Raw genomic sequence first — 20069 nt, 5'->3', positions numbered from 1 at the left:
GGGTGTCCTCGATGGCGAGGAGTGCTATGTCCAACGCAATCCGAGGTCGTCGTGCAGATTGCTCGGCGCGGCCTGCCGCAAGGGGCGCATTGTATCGAGCGTGGCTTTCAAAACACCGACGTCGGCCAAGTTCATGCGGTTGCCTCCGCGTCGGCTTCAAGCATGACGGCTTCCATCTTGACTCGCCATTCGCCGGTCAGCAGCTTCTGCATTAGGCCGCGTTTGAGGGTTTGATAAAAGGTCTGTTTTTCTTCGAGGACGGCCACCTTTGCGTTGGCAGCTCCAGCAATCTCTGCAATGTTTTTCTGGACCGCTAACGACGGCAGAAGCACCGGGAATGCCTTGAGTTGGGACGAGTTGATGCTAGCGAGATTTGTCGTTCGCTTTGCACAGGATAGGAAGTATTGCCGACCATAATCACTGGCGGCCAACGCCGCGAGGTAATAGGAATCCAACTTGCCAGGGTCAGGCCGTACCGCGAAGACATGATTTTGATGGAGACACGGTGAAATCTGCCCCTCCCAGACGTCACCGCGACCTAGCTTGTCGAAGTCCCCACCTTCGGTCATCAGAACATCGCCAGACCGAAGTGCATACCGTTCAACTTGCGCAGCCTCAACTTCAATGGTTTTGACCTCGCTGATGTCAATATGACCATCCTGAACATTCGCAACGCGCAGGTATGGCAATTTAACGGGCTTCTTAAGGCCCTTCTTGCCTTTCGCAACACCGGTACGAATTTCGGCAACCTCATGCAGCGCCACGGTCGGCCAGTCGCCAGCGTCTCGAACGCCCATGCCACGACTGAATAGGGCCTGCATCAGGCCCTGTTTGAGGGTCTGGGTGGCTTTAATCTGGCGGGCAATCACGTCCAGCTTGTCGTCCACTGTCGTGAGAATGGCGGCGATTTTCTCCTGCTCGGAGAGAGCTTCTGGTACCAGAATTTCAATTTTTTCAAGCTCTGACTTATTCAGCTTGGCCCTTGTCCCTCCGTTGAGAACGGGAAGAATATTCTTGTGCTCAAGTGAATAGAACAAAAAGTTTTGATTGAATAGAGGCTTAGCCCTGAGTACATGGGCATGATTGTTTACCCAGCTTTTCCCACTTATCTTGTAGGCAATTGGCCGAGTACGGAAATCGGAAAAATTTCCGCCATCCTCAGCCATGAGTATCAAATCTTCGTCAAAGATAAAATTATTGATGTAGTCCACGACTCCGTTTGCACCATAGTATGGGATTTCTCCTTTCATACTCAAGCGCTCTACAGAGTTAAGTGGCTTTCGCTTGCCATCTAGGATTTCACAGCAATTTTTGATGAATACGTGCCGCCATCCACGTTGTACTGCGCTCATACCGCAGCCTCCAATAGCCCCAACTCCACCAGATAGCCATTCAGCCGAGCATCAATCTCGACTTCCTCTTCGACCAACTTGCTCAGTTGCGCCAGGGTGGCAGCCACATCCACGGATTCTTCGGTCTCACCGTTGTCGATGTAGCGGGCGATGTTCAGGTTGCCATCGTTACTGCGGATTTCGCCCAGCGTCACGACCCGGCAGTAGTTGTCTACTTCGGCCTGGTTGTCGAACGCGGACTTGTGGGCGCTGACGATGCGCGCAATGTCCTCCGAGCGCAGGCTATTCTGGGCCTTGCCTTCGAGGTAATCGCGGCTGGCATCGATGATGATGACTTTGCCCCTGAGAGAGGTCGGCTTCTGTTTGTTTAGTATCAGCACACAGGCAGGGATGCCGGTGTTGTAGAACAGGGCCGAGGGTAGGCCGACGATAGCTTCAATCAGGTCGCCGGGCTGGCTTCCGCTGGCGGCGTCGGTGCCAAACAGCAGCCCCTCGCGAATCTTGCCTTCTTCACCACTACGGAACAGCACGCCATGCGGCAGGATGATGCCCATTCGACCATCCGCCTTCAGGCTGGCCAGCATGTGCTGGGCGAAGGCGAGGTCGGCATAGCCACGCGGCGGAATGCCATAGACAAGACGACCGTAGGGGTCATTGACCTGCTTGTAATTGGGAGCCTTGAGTTTCCTGTCGCTGTCCTGCTCGGCCTCGGCCGCCAGCTCAAGCGGCGACCACCACGACTTGGCCGAGAACGGCGGATTGGCAATCACTCGGTCGAAGGTCTTCAGGTAGTCACCATCGAGATGCCTGGGTTCGACCAGCGTATCGCCGCGCTCAATCTCGGCGCGCATGTTGTGCAGGTAGAGGTTCAGCTTGGCAATGGCCCAAGTGCCAAGGTTCTTTTCCTGCCCATACAGCAGCACATTGGGCTTGTCGCCCAGCAAGGTACCATTGGGCAGCTTGGCGACGTGGTGCGCGCTCTCGACCAGCATGCCGCCACTGCCACAAGTGGGGTCATACACTGAATGGCCCGGCTGAGGGTCGATGAGCTCAACCACCAGTTGCACCACGCCCTTGGGAGTGTAGAATTCGCCGCCCTTCTTGCCGGCATCGTCGGCAAACTGCTTGATGAGGTATTCGTAGGCGTCGCCCAGCATGTCGGCCTTGTAGAGGTCCGCATTGCCCAATTTGTACTGGTTGAAGTGGCGCAGCAACCGCTGCAATGTGGCATCGGACAGCACGCGCTTGTCACCGTATTGGGTGGCGGTGAGCACGTGTTGCAGTTCGGGGTTGTTCGCTTCGATAGTGGCGAAGGCTTTATCCAGTGCTTCGCCGATATTTTCCGTTTTCGAAATCAGCACCGGCCAGCGGGCGCTGATGGGGAATTTTCCCCACTTGTCCTCGACTTCTTCTTCGGCCTCCTGAGCGTCCAAACCTTCGTTCTGCATCAACTGGGCCACGCGCTCTTCAAACACGTCGTTGAAGCGCTTTAGAAACAGCAGGCCGAAGATGTAGTTCTTGAAGTCAGATGAATCGATGGAGCCACGCAAGATATTTGCGGACTCCCAAAGCCATGATTCGAGAGCCTCGAGGGATAGTTTATTGCTCATAGGGGGTCGTGTTCAATACAAAATCGCTATTGCCGAGTCGTTAGCTCCAACGCTGCGAGGGATTTTCTCATGGGCTTAGTACCAGCGGCTCCCCATAGCGAACTATCCGGAGATAAAAGAGAGTTGCGGTACGGGTTGGTGCAGCCTCGCCGGCGTCCTTCTTGGAACAGCAGTCAGGATTGCGTATGTCGCCGTGAAACTTCGATGCTGTCGGGCGACCGGCTCGGCCGAATTGCCCGACTGACGAGCTGCAATGTGTGAATTCGACCGTCTCCCCTTGGCGCATATGCCTTATAGCCGACATGAGTTCCCGTCAAATCCATGCGCAGCGTGCTAGACTCCTAGCCCTAGTTTGGGTGCTCAACTGCACCTTCCTTTGCTACGCAGAATAAATTTAACAAAATGGGCAGTTCTCCCTTCTCCGGCCTTAATCTGAATCGTGACAAGATTGTTGCTTGCCTAACGGCTTTTGGGGCAGAAAACGTAAGCCTCATGGCCATCAAGGAAGAAAAGCAGTACCACTGTAGCGGCACGCTCGCCGACGAGCGGTTCCTATTAAATATTTACGCAAATAAGGACGGCAGTACGACGCTTGGATTCGCCTCGGGTGGAAATAAAGAACTTTTTGAGGTTTTGGCGACAGAGGTGAGGGAGAAATGCGCTTATTCGGACAAGGCCCGTTTCGAACTTTCCGTGCCGAAGATGAATCCGGACATGATGAACAATTTGTCGGATTTTCTCGCTCAGGCCGAGGCGAAGGTCGCCCAAACAGATAAAGGCGCCAATTACGAGCTTACGCGGTACCAAGGTAGAAGTGGCGATGTGATGACCGTGAAGCAGTATTCGAACGGTACTGTCCAGTTTCAAGGCAAATATGCCCAGGTCGCCACGCTAGTGATGGACTTCCTGCAGAACGAATTGTCCTTGACAGCGTTCGTTGAGAAGCAGATTGCAGTTTGCAATGTTGATATCAAGGCCAAGGACATCGTTGATGAATTAAAGGCGCGGTATCCCGCAACATTCGACTTTGCGGACGAGAAGGTAAAGAAACAGTTTTCCGCGGCGCTCACGCTCGAAAAGTTGGATATTGAACTGGAGGACTATTCGGCAGTCGCGTTTCCTGCGCTTCGTGGGCTGGAAGGAATCATCAAGCAAATGCTAATTAAGGTGGGGTTCAAACCGGCGCCCAAAGATGCTATTGGCCAATACTTCGAGCAAACGGTTGTTGGCAAGTGGCGGCTCACCGAGGCGAATGCTGCACACGCTGGAATTGTATGGACGCCCGTCTTGTCAGATGCCTATACCGTATATTTCAACCACAGGCATCCTCTGTTCCACATGGAGTCAATGGTCGAAACCACGAAGACGTTACCTAGCATTCAGGATGCTTGCCAAATTGTGGAAAGTGTGATGCACTGCGCAGAACATTGCTGTCAAAGCATAGCTGGCCTATGAATACCCCGTTCCTGGTCCGGACTGACGCCGTACCCGGTATCTCCGCTGCAGTATTCTCTTCGGGCTCCCGGAGCCCGATGGACGAGCTCGAACTACTTGAGCGTGAGCTCAGGGACAGGCGGGTACACGGTCCCGTCCTATTCGATTTACTGTTGGTTAACGGCAACACGGACAGGTACTACCTCGCCAGCTTTGATGGCCAGCACTTTTCACCCTATCGAATGACGAACGTCGATAGCAGAAAGGCAGAGTTTCGTCGGATGTCGGCGGCTGTTTATAAAGAAACTGCTGCCCAAGTGAATACTGCCCTCCTTTCTCCCGCCTTACGTCTCGCGGTTTCACACGGGATTCCCGTCTAAACGGACACTCGTGCCCCTTTCGCGGCCACTTCTCATTCCGAGGCTAGCTGGCGGAAAAACGAGAACCGCACCTGAATCCAAGTCACAGGCAAACGCCAGGACCGGCTGAATATTTTCTCATGCAAATCAGCCCGTTATGGTGGATATGCGCGCCCTGCTTCTGCGCGGCACCGAGCTGGTTCGCGGAACCTCAATTCGTTGCAGAATATCCCTTTTAAGCGTCGTCTCTTTGCGTGTCACCGGCGGTCGGACGCAGTTCAACGACCAGTTGCGTAATTGCGTCCCGCTTCAGTCGATGGTCGCGCAGTAACTCATGAATGCAGCGCCCGCCAGCCGACAGGCTTCCAGTTGTCTCGGCGAAGGGTTAATCTCTTGTCGCCCGGGTGCCCCACCGAGTGAGAAAGGGCTCATCTTGCGGGACTTATTTCCGCTCACTCATCGCGATACTGGTGCCCGATTGGCGAACTCATCCGAGCCGGCCCGGTTTCCACGCGTTGCTCCACGAAATGGTGTCCACAGCGCGGTCTCGCAAACTTCCAGCCAAGCAACGTAATGTCGAGCTACTTTTTGAGGTCCGCTACTCGCCGGATGGGCATAGGCCCGTCGCACGTACATCGCCCCTTCCTAAAAATACGCATGCGTGGATGCTTGCTGCCGCCAGACAGTTCTGTGCGTGGTGGCAACGGAAGAGCGTCGTTGGAATTTAGGTGGCGTGATGGCAGTTGCAGGTACCAAATACTGAGGCCCCGGCGGAGCTTCACCTGCCCCGATGTGGCCTCGGCTCGAGCATGGGTCAACGCGCCGTCCACCCCAAGTTGTGAAAAACTCCAGCGCCTACTAAAGTAGCGCGGACGCCAGCTAGGGAGAGCAGAGACGAGGCCATGGACAACATCCATGACAAAACGCCGCGGGAAACCGTCGGGCGAGAGACGACTAACCGGTTCCGAATGCAGTTTCAGGCTGCAGCATTTGCTGCTCTAGAGATTCTCAGAGGCAAGGGCGTTGACCGTGTTTACTGCGATTATCACGATGATTTTGTCGTGCGGTGTAGCGTCGATGGGCTCATTGAATATCACTTCTTTCAGGTGAAGACGAAAGGGCGAGCCAATCAGCAATGGAAAGTCGATGAAGTATTTTCGCTAAAAAAGAACAAAAAGCTCGATACCGAAGAAAAGCTTGCAGCGGTTCGCAATAGTATCGCAGGAAAGCTCTTTATTCATACAATCGAGTTCGGGGGGCACTGCAGGGAAGTAACCGTTCTCAGCAATGTACACTTTCAAGATGACGTCTACGAGGTGCGAGACCATCTTGCGTGTGGAAAATCAAATCGCGCGTACATAGCCGAGTTAATCAACAAATTTGGTGAAATATTCGCTCCTGGACTCTCCTTGTCCGAAGAGCAACTTGCGGCTGCACGGTCAAAGCTAACACTATTGCAAGTATCCTATATCGGTGAAACTCTCGAGCCATTTGCAGATGCGGCGCGAAATGCGATATGGAAGCATAGTGAAATTGACCTTCGCAAGGAAGAGGTCGACGAGATAGCAAGCAGTTTAGTTGCGCTCGTTGAAGCGAAATCTTGCGCTCCAATCGCCGGCCTTACTAAGGAAGAAATTGATGTCATCGCGGGCGTCGGTCTCGATGATATTCTGCAGGTGTTGAGTATTTCCACGACGGTGTACAAGACCCTGCTTAACGGAGGTGACCCTTCAGCGGTTAAAGCAGCCTCAATCTTGCAGCGTCAACTCAAGTCCGCTGGCGCCTCTGATAGCATGATTGAGACAGCCTCCCGTGCGAAGGTTTCGTGGGATATTTGGCTTCGCAAGGGCCGTCACGCATTCCCCGAATTTGACCTCGAACTTCTGCTCAACGATATCGATAATAGATGTAAGGGTTGGGTTCTGAGTGGTGGCGCACTAGCGGAGCTTCGCATTAAAATTGATGAAGTGCTAAACTCAAAGTTGGCAGAAAAATTTCCGACGCTGACCGTTGAGCTTTTGCTCGGTGGCTTTTGTGCGTCAATTGTTCGGAGGGCCGCGCGATGAACGCCGCCGAATTTTTCGATGAAGCAAGCAAGCTGAATATTAGACTGGACATTCCGGCTGAGTTGTCAGTTTCGGCGCATTCGTTAAGCAATGAGGCATTGTTTCAGTTGCCGCTCTTGGCGATGACTATATTGGCGATAACCAAGGGGACGGCTAAACCTCTTTTGTCGGAGATTGGTCAGTTGGTAGGGGAATGCTTGGAACGTACGGTTCCCGGGTTCAAGGGGTCTTCGCAGGATATACATTGGTCTGGAAACTTGCGTATTCGGACCATTAAAGCGCTTACATTCTTGGAGGCTACTGGGCAGATAGCCGTCGAAGAACACACGCGACGGGTATCTACCACCGAGCTTGGAAAGAAAGTATATCAAAGCGCCATTGCAAATGAGACTCCGCTGGCTATGTCAATGAAAATCATTGAGCTCAGCTACCAATACATAAGGGACGAGGCGCGAGTCAGGGGAGAAGTAAATTGAGGTTGAAGTCGCTCAAAATCGACCCGCTTGGACAAAACGGCTGGGAAAGTCCGCAGCTAGAATTCGGGCAGAGAACTACGCTCATTTTCGCAAAAAATGGCAGCGGAAAGACGCCAATCATTCAGGCGCTTGCAGCTAGTCTCGGATTTCCGCCGAAATTTCGCGATGAAATATTCGGCAAGTGCGCGTCAGTAACGCTGGAGGCGGAGCACGCAGGCGAGTCGCTCGTTATTCACAGGATTCTGGGTACAAGCAACCAGGACTTCCACGCAATCCTGAACTACCGAGGAGAGACGTCTGAGCACTACAACGAAGCCTCCTTCTCCGTGGCGCTCTTTCGAGTCCTTGGGCTGGAACCCCCTCGGCTGATAACTAACAAGGGGCTCGTTGCGCATCCGTATGTATCGACCGTTTTGCCCGTTTTCTATTTAAATCAGGGTGATGGCTATACGGCGGCTTACAAATCGACCACCTCATTCATTGCGGACCAGTTCGTCGAGATGGTCCGTTTCGTGTTCGGCCTGAACCCGAAGCACTCTTTCGACATCAAAAAGGACATTATCGAAGAGAGGGCTGCACTGGAGGCGCAGACGCGAAAGATTGTGGCAGCGCGGCGCATTTTCGAATATCAATCGCGTGATGTTGACGATAGCACCGCGGAGCAGGAGTTACTTCAGCGGCGTGCGCTCGAACTGGAAGCCGAGGTTGCATCCCTGCGTGAATCCGTTGACGCTAATGATGCAGCCAGTTCCACGCTGGCCGAACTGTTGCGAAAGAAGGACCAGCAAATCAGGTCGAAGCAAAACGAACTTTCAGAACTGCAAAGCCGGATTTCTGGAATCGACACTATTCGTACCGAGATTGAAGGTGAGGTCAAGACGCTCGGTCTCAATGAAGAGGCGCGTCGTGTGTTCTCCTCGTTTCATGAGATTTGCAGCGCTCCAGGTTGCGGCCTCTTTATGGGAAGCACCGAATCGTATGGAAAGAATCTTTTATATCTGCGCGACCAGATTAAGGACCTCGACCGAAACACAATACGCGCCGAGATGCGGATTGAGCAACTTCACGAGACCTTGAAAGAGCTTCAAGCTGAGCGACAGACACTGACGAATAAATTGGACTCGCCTGCTACAGCCGGTCTCGACCGCTTGGTGTCCGCGGTGCAGGCACTGACGAAGGAGTTGGTCGAAGTTCAGGCTAAGCTTGGGAGAGCTACGGCAATCAAGGAGGAGCGCTCGAAGCTGTTCAATCTCGAAGCGGAGCGTTTACGCATTCAGGACCGCATTGATAGTCTGACTAACACAGGCCGCGCTGACTTCGAGTTCAACAGCTTGCGGCAACGACTGCGGGAGCTTGCTGTCAAGTGGATGGACATTCTGGACACACAAAATGTGTCCCGAAATGTGGACATCGATTTGGAACTTCGCTTCAAGTTCAACGGCGAGTCACTAGACCTTTTCTCCGGTAGCACGAAGATTCGTTTGGTGTTGGCTATTCATGCTGCGCTGTTTGAGGCGTACATCTCGGAGCCGTCGCGGCCGTTTCGATTCATCATTCTGGATACCCCGAAGCAGCAGGAGCTCCATACTGAGGACCTGGCCAACTACCTCACTGAACTCGAGAAGCTTTGCGCAGCGAAGGACGCCCAGCTCATCCTTTCGTCGACTGAGTACGACCATCCGACGGGCCCGCAGGATAAGCGCTGGCTGCCTAAGTACAAAGGGCCAGACCATCCAATGTATCTCGGTACTCGTAACAACTTCCTCGGTGACAGTTAAGATTGCCCATTCTGTAGGACTCCCGGCATGTGTAAGTGCGGACTACGCTGCAACCTGCGACATCACGCCAATCACTTTGCATACGCCGAACTCGGGAATCGCCGGTTCCTCTGTTGGCAACGCAGGAGGAGCGCCACGTCGAACAACTGCGCGTGGCGTAACATCGTCCTACCCGATTCCAGTTCGGGTTAGACCTCAGCCGGTTTCACCTCGGCTAATGTCACGCGACCTTTGCGGCCTGCTTGGCATACCTATATCTCATGGAGTAAGCAGCTCGAGGCGTGTTAGCCGCGTTCCGATTGCTTTCGCAGCTTCTCCACTATGTCGTCGGCAAACATTTATCTGACAAGAAGCGACATACGGCAGCCGATGAAGCGCGGCGCCATAGCGTAGTAGGCGTTATTTTGAGTTTGCCCCCCGGAACGTCGGGACCCGCAAATTCTGATGGGAATTGCCATAAGGGGAGCTGGTGCGAAGGGTGTGAAGCGGATTGGTTTGGGTTTCAGCCGGTTAGGTCAGTACACCTCTTGTGGCAAATTGCCGACAAGGGGCGGTCTTTGCCTTATTTGCACCGTATCAGTGCGGAAGGAAACGGCCCTCATATCTGCCGTGTTACAGGCGGGACACGAAATGTGTTGAAGGGCTTCTATATTTCCTTTCGCGCCGACGGGGGGCTTAACAGGAGGGCCAACAACACCTTTTTTCGCATTTAAAACAGACAGTTAGAACGAATCTGTACGATGCGCCAACTAGTCCTTACAAGGCACAACATCACGAGGATTCGTCGTCGCTTGACTATCGTTGGCAGGATAGCTGCATGTTACTTATACGAAGCGTAAGTTCCGGTGCATCGAGAGGGCGCGCCAACTTGTTCTTTCAAAGTCCGCCATTTTATTCTTAACGCCACAACCACCGCCGCGAAGAACAACAACGCACAACCACAGCCTGCGCGATAAGACGCCGATGTCGATGCTGATGGTCGATATTGACCGCTTCAAGCGCGTCAACGACAACTGGGCCACGCCAGCGGCGACCGCGTGCCGAAGAAGCTGGCCGACGTGATGCGCGCGACCGTGCGGGCCATCGACGTGCCGGGCGCGCATCGGCGGCGAGGAATTCGCCGTGCTGCTGCCGCGGATGGCAAAACGCGCCTCGAATAACGCGGCGGTTGGCCAGCCCGGTCAGCGCGTCGGTCTCGGCCAGTTCGCACAGCGCTTCGCCGCGGGCGAGGTAGTGCGAAAACAGCTTGCGGAAGCCCTGCAGCGTGACCCACAGCAGCAGCCCCAACGATAGCGCGCTGGCCGCCAGCACCGCGCTCAGGTGCGAGGCGGTGCGCAGCAGCAGGGGGCGGAGTTCAGCGAAAGCTGAACTCATCATGTGCCATCCGGCATAATAAACAAAGAACTCGATGCGTCATTGCCAGATAAGGAATGATCGACGCTGCCAGGTATGGATATCGCCACTGCTGGCATGGATATCGGCGCGCACTTAATTCGCGGCGCAAAAAGTTTCATGACGGTCCCGCCACCTTGCGCCACGGCCATGCTGATAGATTCACCCGACCACACCCTGTCCCGAATGCCCTGTCATGGTTATCTCGACAAGCCTCCCGCGCTGGCTGCGCGGCGCGTTGGCCGGCATTGCGCTGGCCGTGCCCGCGCACCCCGGCGAGGCCGCGCCGGTCAGCCTGCCAGGATCGCTGCCGAACATGGTCGGCCTCGGCGTCGGCTCTACCACCGAGTTCGCCGGCGGCAAGGACCGCATGATCGGCGTGGTGCCCGGCGTGCGCTACGTGACCCCGGGCGGCCGCCTGCTGGAATGGTATGGGCCGTATGCACAGTTCAATTTCGGCGGCCTGACGGGATTCCAGTGGGGGCCGGCGGTAGGGCTGCGGCTGGGCCGCAACAATGTCGACGATCCGGTGGTGGCGCAGGTGCACGAGATCGACACCACGGTGGAGGCGGGCGGGTACATCGGCTATGAATACCTGAACCCTGGCCGCGTCCCGTGGCGGCTGCGCGGCGGCATCAACGTGATGACCAATGCCGGCATCGTTTACGGCGGCAGCCGCGTCACCGCCACCGGCACCTTCTGGATGCCGCTGCACCAGCGCATCTACGCGGGCATGGGCCTGGGCGCGACCTGGGTCAGCGGCAGCTTCAACCGTACCTACTTCGGCGTAACGCCGGCGGATTCGGCAGCCAGCGGCCTGCCCGTCTACAGCCCGGGCGGCGGGCTGGAGCAGTTTACGGGCTGGCTGGCGATGATCTACCAGTTCGACAAGCACTGGTATGGCGGCGCGATGGTCTACGCGCAGCGGCTGGCCGGCGACGCGGCCGACAGCCCGATCGTCACGCAGCGCGGCACGCGCAACCAGATTACCTATGGCATCGGCCTGGCTTATTCGTGGCGCTAGGTGCGGTCCGGCGCGGGGCCGGCTTGCTATGATGCAGCATGGTCGACGAGCTAGTCATTCCCCACCACGAATACCTGATCACCGCGATCCGCGCGCAAGGCGCGGGCGGCCAGAATATCAACAAGGTATCCAACGCCGTGCACCTGCGTTACGACGTGCGGGACTCTTCGCTGCCGCCCGACCATAAGGAACGCCTTCTGGCCCTGCACGATCACCGCATCACGCGCGACGGCGTGGTGGTGATCAAGGCGCAGCAATTCCGCAGCCTCGAGCAGAACCGCGACGAAGCGGTGCGGCGCCTGCATGAACTGGTGCGCAGCGTGGCCACGCCGCCGCGCGTGCGGCGCGCCACGCGTCCGACGCTGGCATCGCGCCGGCGCAGGCTGGAAGGCAAGAGCCAGCGCAGCCAGGTCAAGGCGCTGCGCGGCAGGGTGCTCGACTAGCCCCGCTTGCGAGGCCAGCCTCAGGTCAGCGGGCCGACTGTAGCGCGGCAATGCGTTCCTCGATCGGCGGATGGCTGGAGAACAGCGCCATCCACGACTTGCCGCCGGCAATGCCCATGGCCTGCATGTTCTGCGGCAGTCCGTCCGGCTCCAGGCCGCCCAGGCGGCGCAACGCCGAGACCATCGGCGTGGGCGAACCCATCAGGCCCGATGCGCCGGCATCGGCGCGGAATTCGCGCTGGCGCGAGAACCACGCCACGATGATGCTGGCCAGGATGCCGAACACGATCTCGCAGACGATCACGGTCACCATGTAGCCGATGCCGGGGCCGCTCGATTCTTCGTCGTTCTTGCGCAGCATCGAATCGACGAAGTAGCCGACCACGCGCGCCAGGAAGATGACGAAGGTGTTGACCACGCCCTGGATCAGCGTCAGCGTGACCATGTCGCCGTTGGCCACGTGCGCGACCTCGTGCGCCAGCACCGCCTCCACTTCCTCGTGCGACATCGATTGCAGCAGACCGGTGGACACCGCCACCAGCGAGCTGTTCTTGGTTGCGCCGGTGGCGAAGGCGTTGGGTTCGCCGTCGTAGATTGCCACCTCGGGCATGGGCAGGCCGGCGCGCTGCGCCAGCTTTTCCACCGTCTGCACCAGCCACAGCTCGGTGCTGGTGCTCGGGTGGGTGATGACCTGCGCGCCGGTGGACCACTTGGCGATGGTCTTGGACATCAGCAGCGAGATAAACGAGCCGCCAAAACCCATCAGCGCCGCAAAGGCCAGCAGCATGCCCAGGTTCAGGCCGTTGGCGGTCAGGAAGCGGTTCACGCCGAGCACGCTGGCGGTGATGCTGAGGACGATCATGACGGCGATGTTGGTCGCCAGGAAAAGCAGTACGCGTTTCATGTGTGTATGGAATGCAGTCGAGTGCAATCGAAGTGGATGTGGAGCAACTACGGCGGGGATGCGGACGAGCCGCAAGCGCGCACCGCACCCGCGGCACGGCGCGCAGGAAACGGCGGACGCGGACAACCGCGGCCGCGCACGCTCAGGCGCGCGGCGGGCGGGGCAGCAGCGGCAGGTCGGGTTCGGGCAGCGCGGCGCCGGCGTAGCGCGGCCGGCCGGCGCGGCCCGCCCACGCTGCCAGGCGCAGCGGAGATGCCGGCAGCAGTTGCTCGGCAAGGTCGGCGCCGGGCTGCGGTTGCGGCTCGGGGGATTCGGGAGAAGGGACGGAATCGGCCGGGACGGACGGTTCAGCTTGCGCGACATCGCCGGCCATGTCATCGGACCTTTGGTCGGACATTTTGTCGGCTGCACTTGCAGCCGGTGCGGTGGCGGACGCCGCCAGCCCGTCGCCGATCGTACCCGCGGCGTGCGCGAGCGCGCCCGCCCAGCCCGGCAGGGGCAGGAAGGCCAGCATCATGACCAGCAGGAGAAGCCGGAGCGAACGCAATTGGGGGACGACTTATCGGTGGTGTTGAGGGATTCTACAGGATGCGCCATGACGTCGGCGCCGGCTGCCGCACGCCGCTGCAAGGTTGCGCAGACTGCCCTACACTAGCCAAAACCCTGGAGCGATTACAGGATTCGATCTTCCAAGACAGGACTTCCACCATGCGTATCGGCGAGCTTTCCCGTACCAGCGGCTGCGATGTCGAGACCATCCGCTATTACGAACGCGAGGGGCTGCTCGACGCCCCGCGGCGCGAGGCCAACGGCTACCGGCGCTATGACGACGGCCACCTGGTGCAGCTGAACTTCGTGCGCCATTGCCGCTCGCTCGGCATGAGCCTGTCGGACGTGCGCAGGCTGCGCGAGTTCGAGCGCAACCCGTCGCAGGATTGTGACGACATCAACACGCTGCTGGACCGCCAGATCGCGCAGATCCATGCGCAGCGGGTGGCGCTCGAAGCGCTGGAAGGGCAGTTGCGCGCACTGCGCGAAACCTGCCACCATCACCACCACCAGCCCGCCAGCGAATGCGGCATCCTGCAGAACCTGCAGCAGGCTGCCGCCGGGGCCGCCTGTGAATGCCATCCTGGCGCGCACGATAGCGCCGACGATAGCGGGCATGCCGCCAATGGGTGAGGTACGCGGCCGCATCGCTGTGCTACGATGACTGTCACCGTGATCGCACCACAGCGGTGCACGAGCCCGGGCGGCGCCTTGCATAGTAAGCAATGACTTACGTTGCCGGCCTTACGGCCAGATGGCCGCCGCACTCCAATCTTTTCCACATGACCGTGAACGATCGCCTGACGCCGATGACCGACGCGCCTGTCCGCCTGCAGCGGACCGGCCGCCCGCGCGCGTCCGCGTTCGCCATGTCCCCGCGCCGGATCAGCGCACCGCCTGCATCCGCCCGGTTCCCAGCCTGACTCTCCCCCACACGGGGCCCGGGCCGAACCGGGCCCGAGCCAGCCTCTCCATGGTTGCCGACGACTGACACGTCGCCGGCACCGTCGATATTCGCGCTGCTGCGCAAAGCCAAGACCTGACCGCGCTGCCGCCCGCCACGTTCATGCGGCCGGGCCGCGCTAATCCATGACTGCCGGAGGATCCGCCATGAAGGCCACCAAGAAGCAATCCGCCAAAACTACACGATCCACTCAGGTGGCGACCCCGTCGCTGTACCTGACCGAGCTCGACGTCACGCGCCTTGAGCGCATCGCCAGCCGCGCCGGCTCGACCCAGCTCGAAGACATGCTCGACAGCCTGCTGGCGCGCGCCACGATCGTTGCGCCTGACGAAATCCCGACCGATGTGGTCACCATGAACTCGCGCCTGGTGTGCACGCTGCCTGGCGATCCGTCGCCGCGCAACTGGACGCTGGTCTACCCGGATGCGGCCGATTTCGACGCCGGCCGGCTGTCGGTGCTGTCGCCGGTGGGCCAGGCGTTGCTGGGCGCACGTGCCGGCCAGACCGTCGGCTACCGCCTGCCGGACGGCCGTGAGCAGCAGGTGACGATCGGCGAGATCGCTTTCCAGCCGGAAGCCAGCGGCCAGTACACGCTCTGAGCGCAGCGCGCGCCCGCCGGCGCGTGCCGGCCTGGCCACACGCAAGCCCAGCCGCCTGCGTGCAACCGGCGCTCCGTGGACACCATTCATCGGCAAGCGAGTCGTTTCACGACTCGCAACGCACCATTCGTCGCAGCGGCATTTCTGCTTGCGCGCACTGTGACTAATCTTCAGTCCGTGCTCGCATCGCAACATAGATTGCCGGGCGGTCGGAGTTTCACCCGGCCAAAAAATAAGACCGACGAAATCAGTTGAAGGAGTCCCGAAATGATCGCCAGACGTATCCTTGGCGGCGCGCTTGTGTTCGCGGCAGTGGCCGCGTCCGCTGCGGCGTTGGCTGCCCCCGCCACCAGCAAGGTCGGCAAGTTTGATGTGTATGCCGATGCGCTGCGCGCCGGCAAGTACGACGTGTACACCGACGGCGCCAAGCAAGGCAAGTTCGATACATATACCGATGGCGCCCGCACCGGCCGCTTCGATGTGTATTCGGAAGGCTCGCGCCAGGGTGGCAAGTTCGACACCTTCACCGAAGGCACGCATACCTTCAGCGGCGAGATCTCTAAGCAAGGCAAGTTCGATACCTTCAGCGAAGGTACGCACACCTTCAGCGGCGATATCGCTGACCGCGCGCTCGACAACTCGCGCACGGGTGACGGCTCGCTGTACGGCTATCGCGTCTGAGCGGCACAGCCGAACGCCTGACCTTTCCGGTCCTCGCCTGACCTTAAGCGGCCACCACGGTGGCCGCACGTTTTCTCTCCCGCCTGCCCGGCCGACCTCCTCCTCCTTCTCTCTTCGCCTGGCAGGCGTTTTTCTCCCCCGTCTTTCTTCTCTTTGTCCGATTGTGCTGATTGCAAGCCCACGGCTGCGATAGCCTGCGCGCGTCTCATGCCGCCGGCGGCTGCGTGGCAGCGGCGTCGTGCCGCTCCGCCTGCGCCTTTGGCAGCCTGCGCGCGATCGCCGCGTACAGCAGCGGCACCGCCAGCGTACCCAGCACGAACGCCAGCGAGGTCATCACCACCGGGCGCAGGCGCTGGCGAGCCGCGCGCCCGGCGGCCTCCACCACGCTGGTCACGCCGCCTTCGCGCCGCGGTGCCCTTGGGCTAAGGCTTCAGGGCTCGCGCGCGGCGAAGGTGTCGCACTTGCGGACGTCGCCCGACTCGATGCCGCGGCGCAGCCAGCGCACGCGCTGTTCGCTGGAGCCGTGGGTAAAGGCCTCCGGCACGACATAGCCTTGCGACCGGCGTTGCAGCCGGTCATCGCCGATGGCGGCGGCGGCCTTCAGGCCTTCCTCGATATCGCCCGGTTCCAGCAGTTGCTGGTTGGCGCGCTGCGCGGTGGCGGCCCACACGCCGGCCAGGCAGTCGGCCTGCAGTTCCATGCGCACCGACAGCTGGTTGGCCTGCGCCTCGCCCATGCGGCGGCGCGCGGCGTCGACCTTTTCGGACACGCCCAGCAGGTTCTGCACATGGTGGCCGATCTCGTGCGCGATCACGTACGCCTGGGCAAAGTCGCCGCTGGCGCCAAAGCGCTTGCGCAGTTCGTCATAGAAAGCCAGGTCGATATAGACCTTCTGGTCGCCGGGGCAGTAGAAGGGGCCCATCGCCGACTGGCCCGTGCCGCACGCGGTCGGCGTGGCGCCGGAGAACAGCACCAGCGTCGGCGGTGCGTAGCGGCGGTTCAGCTCGGTCTCGAAGATGTGTTGCCAGGTGCGCTCGGTATTGCCCAGCACCTTGCGCGTGAACACCGTCATCTGGTCGGTGGCGGGCGGGCGGTTGGCCTGCTGCTGATGTTGCTGCTGGCCAGAGCCTTGCAGCACCGATGCGCCCTGCATGATCAGCATCGGGTCGATGCCGAAGAAATACGACGCGGCCAACGCGACGATGACCGTGCCAATGCCGATCGACTTGCCGCCCAGCCCGCCGAATCCGCCGCGGCGGTCTTCTACGTGCTGGCTTTCGGCTTCGTCATCGAGGCGCATGTTGCAGGCTCCTGGGGCAATGTGAGGGAGATCCGGGATTTGCCGGGTTGAAAGTCAGTATAGCAATGGGCTCGGGCGGCCCGCGTGCGCCCAAAACCGCCCCCCTTTTTGTACGCCTCTTTTGCCTTTCTGCGCCCCAAAAAAAACACCACCCGATCGCCCTGGAGACGGGCAACGCGGGCGGTGTGCGGCAAACATAAGAAACCGGGCTTGCGCCCGGTCCGGTCACTGCCTGAGCGTCCCGCGACGGGACGCTGGTGCGTCGGCTAGGCCAATGCGGCTTCCCGCGTGGACGAGGCCGTGGCCACTGCGCTGGCGCCGACTTCCGCCACGCGCAGCAGGTTGGTCGTCCCGCCCTGGCCGAACGGCATGCCGGCCGCGATGGTGATCTGGTCGCCCGGCGCGGCGTAGCCTTCCACCAGCGCCGCGCGCGTCGCGGCCTCGACCATCTCGTCGACGCTCTGCACGTCCGGGCTCACGGTGGAGTGGATGCCCCACGCGATCGCCAGCCGGCGCGCGATGTCCAGGTTGGGCGTGATGCTGACGATCGGCGCGCACGGCCGCTCGCGCGCGGCGCGCAGCGCGGTGGCGCCCGACGATGTATAGGTCACCGTGGCCGCCGCGCCGATGATCTGCGTGACCTCGCGCAGCGCGGCGCAGATCGCGTCCTGGCGCGTGTTCAGCGGGGTCTCGTGCTGCGCGTCGAGCAGGTTGCGGTACAGCGGGTCGCGCTCGACCTCGGTGACGATGCGGTTCATCATCGACACCGCCTGCACCGGGTAGCGGCCGTTGGCTGACTCGGCCGACAGCATTACCGCATCGGCGCCTTCGTAGATCGCGCTGGCCACGTCCGACGCTTCGGCGCGCGTCGGTACCGGCGAGTCGATCATCGATTCCAGCATCTGCGTGGCGATCACCACCGGCTTGCCCAGCTGGCGGCACACGCGCAGGATGCGCTTCTGCACGCCGGGCACGCGCTCGGGCGGCAGCTCAACGCCCAGGTCGCCGCGCGCCACCATCACCGAGTCGGACACGCGCACGATCTCTTCCAGCTGCTGCAGCGCGGCCGGCTTCTCGATCTTGGACAGGATGCCGGCACGGGTGCCGACGATCTCGCGCGCCTCGACGATATCCGACGGACGCTGCACGAACGACAGCCCGATCCAGTCCGCGCCCAGCGACAGCGCGAAGTCCAGGTCCTTGCGGTCCTTCGCCGTCAGCGCGGGGATGGGGATCACCGCGTCGGGCACGTTCACGCCCTTGCGGTCGGACAGCGTGCCGTTGTTGGCCACGCGCGTGGTGATGGTGCCAGTGGTGACCGACTCGATCGCCAGGCGCACCTTGCCGTCGTCGATCAGCAGCGACTGGCCCGGCTGCGCGGCTTCGAACAGCTCGGGGTGCGGCAGGTAGACGCGGGTGCCGTCGCCCGGGGTTGGGTCGCTGTCGAGCACGAACACGTCGCCGGTGCGCACCGCGACCTTGCCCGCGGCGAAGGTGCCGATGCGCAGCTTGGGACCCTGCAGGTCAGCCAGCACGGCGATGGGACGGCCGGTCTCGGCCTCGATCTGGCGCACCGCGTCGTAGCGCGCGCGGTGGTCGTCGTGCGTGCCGTGGCTGAAGTTCAGGCGGAACACGTCCGCGCCGGCCTCGAACAGCGCGCGGATCGCCGCGATGTCGGTGCTGGCGGGGCCGAGCGTGGCCACGATCTTCGCTTTGCGCTGGCGTCTCATGATGTCTCCTCTTCCATTCTCGGTTGCGGCGCTTCGGCGCCGCGAGTCAGTCGGTACTACGTTGGCGGCGATCGTCAGACGATCAGGATCGCGCGGAAGTCGTTCACGTTGGTACGGGTCGGGCCGGTGACGATCAGGTCGTCCACGCCGGCGAAGAAGCCGTAGCCGTCGTTGTTCTCCAGATGCGTGCGCGCATTCAGGCCACGCCCGGCGGCGCGGGTCAGCGTGTCGGGCGACAGCAGCGCGCCGGCGTTGTCTTCCGAGCCGTCGATGCCATCGGTATCGCCGGCAATCGCATGCACGCCGGGCAGGCCGTCGAGCGCCACCGCCAGCGACAGCAGGAACTCCGCATTGCGCCCGCCGCGGCCCTTGCCGCGCACGGTCACGGTGGTCTCGCCACCGGACAGCAGCACGCACGGCTTGCTGAAGGGCTGGCCGCGCTGGGCGACCTGGCGCGCGATGGCGGCGTGGACTTCGGCCACTTCGCGCGCTTCGCCCTCGATGCAGTCGGACAGGATGTGGGCCTCGAAGCCCAGTTCGCGCGCGCGCGCCGCGGCGGCTTCCAGCGATTGTTGCGCGGTCGCCAGCGTCACGCTGCGGTGGCCGTTGAAGCGCGCGTCGCCGGGCTTGGGCGTTTCACCCGCGCCGCTCTCCAGGTGCGCGCGCACATTGGCGGGCACGTCGATGCCGTACTTGGCGATCACGGCCAGCGCGTCGGCGCAGGTAGTCGCATCGGGCAGCGTCGGGCCGCTGGCGATGAGGGTCGGGTCATCGCCGGGAATATCGGAAATCAGCAGCGTCTCCACGCGCGCCGGCGCGCAGTGCAGCGCCAGGCGTCCGCCCTTGAGCGCGGACAGGTGCTTGCGCACGCAGTTCATCTCGCCGATGCTCGCGCCGCTCTTGAGCAGCGCCTTGTTCACGGCTTGCTTGTCGGCCAGCGTCAGGCCCGGCGCGGGCGCGGCCAGCAGCGCGGAGCCGCCGCCGGAAATCAGGCACAGCACCAGGTCGTCGGCGGTCAGGCCCTGCACCAGTTCCACCATGCGCTGCGCGGCGCGTGCGCCGGCTTCGTCGGGAACAGGGTGGGCGGCTTCGATCACTTCGATCCGCTTGCAATCGGCACCATGGCCGTAGCGCGTCACCACCAGCCCCGACAGCTCGCCTTGCCAGTTCGCTTCCACCGCTTGCGCCATCGCGGCGGCGGCCTTGCCGGCGCCGATCACCACGGTGCGGCCCTTGGGCGGCGCGGGCAGGTGCGGCGGCAGGCAGTGGCTGGCGCTGACGGAAGCGACCGCGGTATCGAACAGGTCGCGCAGCAGCGCGCGCGGATTGATCTGTCCGGGATGGGCTGCCGTGCGCTGGGGCGACAGCAGCGCGGCTTGGGGTTCGGTGGCGAGCATGAAGAATCCTG

General features: G+C 60.8%; 19 protein-coding genes. 10 read left to right on the top strand and 9 right to left on the bottom strand.

Annotated elements, in window-relative coordinates:
* Positions 1 to 131: 131 nt before the first annotated feature.
* Positions 132 to 1352 (bottom strand): restriction endonuclease subunit S, encoded by a 1221-nt coding sequence (locus IPF36_RS01825; RefSeq protein ID WP_195427180.1) that lies wholly within the window; start codon positions 1350 to 1352, stop codon positions 132 to 134.
* Positions 1349 to 2962: a class I SAM-dependent DNA methyltransferase gene (locus IPF36_RS01820; RefSeq protein ID WP_195427179.1), complete on the bottom strand. Its 1614-nt coding sequence runs from the start codon at positions 2960 to 2962 to the stop codon at positions 1349 to 1351. Before IPF36_RS01820 ends, IPF36_RS01825 begins: the two co-directional genes overlap by 4 nt.
* Positions 2963 to 3364: 402 nt before the next feature.
* Between IPF36_RS01820 and IPF36_RS01815 the strand changes: the two genes are divergently transcribed.
* The 5 genes from IPF36_RS01815 to IPF36_RS01795 all read left to right on the top strand — a co-directional run bounded on the left by IPF36_RS01815 (position 3365) and on the right by IPF36_RS01795 (position 9075).
* Entirely contained in the window at positions 3365 to 4417 is a 1053-nt protein-coding gene (locus tag IPF36_RS01815; protein ID WP_255519652.1) for an RNase LS family HEPN domain-containing protein, read from the top strand.
* Complete coding sequence (locus IPF36_RS01810) at positions 4414 to 4776, top strand: type II toxin-antitoxin system RnlB family antitoxin (protein ID WP_255519651.1); 363 nt, start codon at positions 4414 to 4416, stop codon at positions 4774 to 4776. Before IPF36_RS01815 ends, IPF36_RS01810 begins: the two co-directional genes overlap by 4 nt.
* A gap of 881 nt (positions 4777 to 5657) precedes the next feature.
* Positions 5658 to 6821 carry a dsDNA nuclease domain-containing protein gene (locus tag IPF36_RS01805; protein WP_195427176.1) on the top strand — a complete coding sequence of 388 codons (1164 nt, stop codon included), beginning with the start codon at positions 5658 to 5660 and terminating at the stop codon, positions 6819 to 6821.
* Positions 6818 to 7297, top strand: coding sequence for a hypothetical protein (locus IPF36_RS01800; protein WP_195427175.1), 480 nt, complete (start codon positions 6818 to 6820; stop codon positions 7295 to 7297). The genes IPF36_RS01805 and IPF36_RS01800 overlap by 4 nt, the downstream gene beginning before the upstream one ends.
* A 2-nt stretch (positions 7298 to 7299) precedes the next feature.
* Entirely contained in the window at positions 7300 to 9075 is a 1776-nt protein-coding gene (locus IPF36_RS01795; protein ID WP_195427174.1) for an ATP-binding protein, read from the top strand.
* Positions 9076 to 9972: 897 nt separating this feature from the next.
* Here the strand turns inward: IPF36_RS01795 and IPF36_RS34475 are convergent.
* On the bottom strand, positions 9973 to 10452 hold the full coding sequence (locus IPF36_RS34475) for a hypothetical protein (RefSeq protein WP_255519650.1): 480 nt from the start codon (positions 10450 to 10452) through the stop codon (positions 9973 to 9975).
* Between the two features lie 211 nt (positions 10453 to 10663).
* On the opposite strand from IPF36_RS34475, the gene IPF36_RS01785 reads away from it, so the two are divergent.
* A complete protein-coding gene (locus IPF36_RS01785; RefSeq protein WP_255519649.1) occupies positions 10664 to 11491 on the top strand; it encodes a MipA/OmpV family protein in 828 nt (275 codons plus the stop codon).
* 38 nt (positions 11492 to 11529) lie between these two features.
* Entirely contained in the window at positions 11530 to 11934 is a 405-nt protein-coding gene (gene arfB / locus IPF36_RS01780) for an alternative ribosome rescue aminoacyl-tRNA hydrolase ArfB (RefSeq protein WP_135706122.1), read from the top strand.
* Between the two features lie 25 nt (positions 11935 to 11959).
* Here arfB and htpX read toward each other — a convergent pair whose 3' ends face one another.
* Positions 11960 to 12838 (bottom strand): protease HtpX, encoded by an 879-nt coding sequence (gene htpX / locus IPF36_RS01775; protein ID WP_135706121.1) that lies wholly within the window; start codon positions 12836 to 12838, stop codon positions 11960 to 11962.
* 142 nt (positions 12839 to 12980) lie between these two features.
* The gene (locus IPF36_RS01770) at positions 12981 to 13355 is read right to left on the bottom strand and encodes a hypothetical protein (protein ID WP_195427172.1); all 375 of its coding nucleotides are present in this window, start codon (positions 13353 to 13355) and stop codon (positions 12981 to 12983) included.
* 191 nt (positions 13356 to 13546) lie between these two features.
* Between IPF36_RS01770 and IPF36_RS01765 the strand changes: the two genes are divergently transcribed.
* From IPF36_RS01765 to IPF36_RS01755, 3 genes are all read left to right on the top strand, one after another.
* Positions 13547 to 14020 (top strand): Cd(II)/Pb(II)-responsive transcriptional regulator, encoded by a 474-nt coding sequence (locus IPF36_RS01765; RefSeq protein ID WP_133097801.1) that lies wholly within the window; start codon positions 13547 to 13549, stop codon positions 14018 to 14020.
* Positions 14021 to 14497: 477 nt separating this feature from the next.
* A complete protein-coding gene (rnk, locus tag IPF36_RS01760; protein WP_135706119.1) occupies positions 14498 to 14950 on the top strand; it encodes a nucleoside diphosphate kinase regulator in 453 nt (150 codons plus the stop codon).
* A 267-nt stretch (positions 14951 to 15217) separates the two neighbouring features.
* Positions 15218 to 15631, top strand: coding sequence for a hypothetical protein (locus IPF36_RS01755; RefSeq protein WP_029046599.1), 414 nt, complete (start codon positions 15218 to 15220; stop codon positions 15629 to 15631).
* A gap of 205 nt (positions 15632 to 15836) precedes the next feature.
* Here IPF36_RS01755 and IPF36_RS01750 read toward each other — a convergent pair whose 3' ends face one another.
* The 4 genes from IPF36_RS01750 to IPF36_RS01735 form a co-directional block, all read right to left on the bottom strand.
* Complete coding sequence (locus IPF36_RS01750; RefSeq protein WP_240745908.1) at positions 15837 to 16025, bottom strand: efflux RND transporter permease subunit; 189 nt, start codon at positions 16023 to 16025, stop codon at positions 15837 to 15839.
* A gap of 36 nt (positions 16026 to 16061) precedes the next feature.
* Entirely contained in the window at positions 16062 to 16931 is an 870-nt protein-coding gene (locus IPF36_RS01745) for a neutral zinc metallopeptidase (protein WP_195427171.1), read from the bottom strand.
* A 266-nt stretch (positions 16932 to 17197) separates the two neighbouring features.
* Positions 17198 to 18661, bottom strand: a complete 1464-nt coding sequence (pyk, locus tag IPF36_RS01740; protein WP_133097797.1) for a pyruvate kinase — start codon at positions 18659 to 18661, stop codon at positions 17198 to 17200.
* 74 nt (positions 18662 to 18735) lie between these two features.
* Positions 18736 to 20058, bottom strand: a complete 1323-nt coding sequence (locus IPF36_RS01735) for a glycerate kinase (RefSeq protein ID WP_195427170.1) — start codon at positions 20056 to 20058, stop codon at positions 18736 to 18738.
* Positions 20059 to 20069 lie beyond the last annotated feature (11 nt).

Origin of the sequence: Cupriavidus sp. IK-TO18, from assembly GCF_015549295.1 — a bacterium.
Taxonomy (GTDB): domain Bacteria; phylum Pseudomonadota; class Gammaproteobacteria; order Burkholderiales; family Burkholderiaceae; genus Cupriavidus; species Cupriavidus oxalaticus_A.
This window is presented reverse-complemented; position numbering and strand designations above follow the sequence as displayed.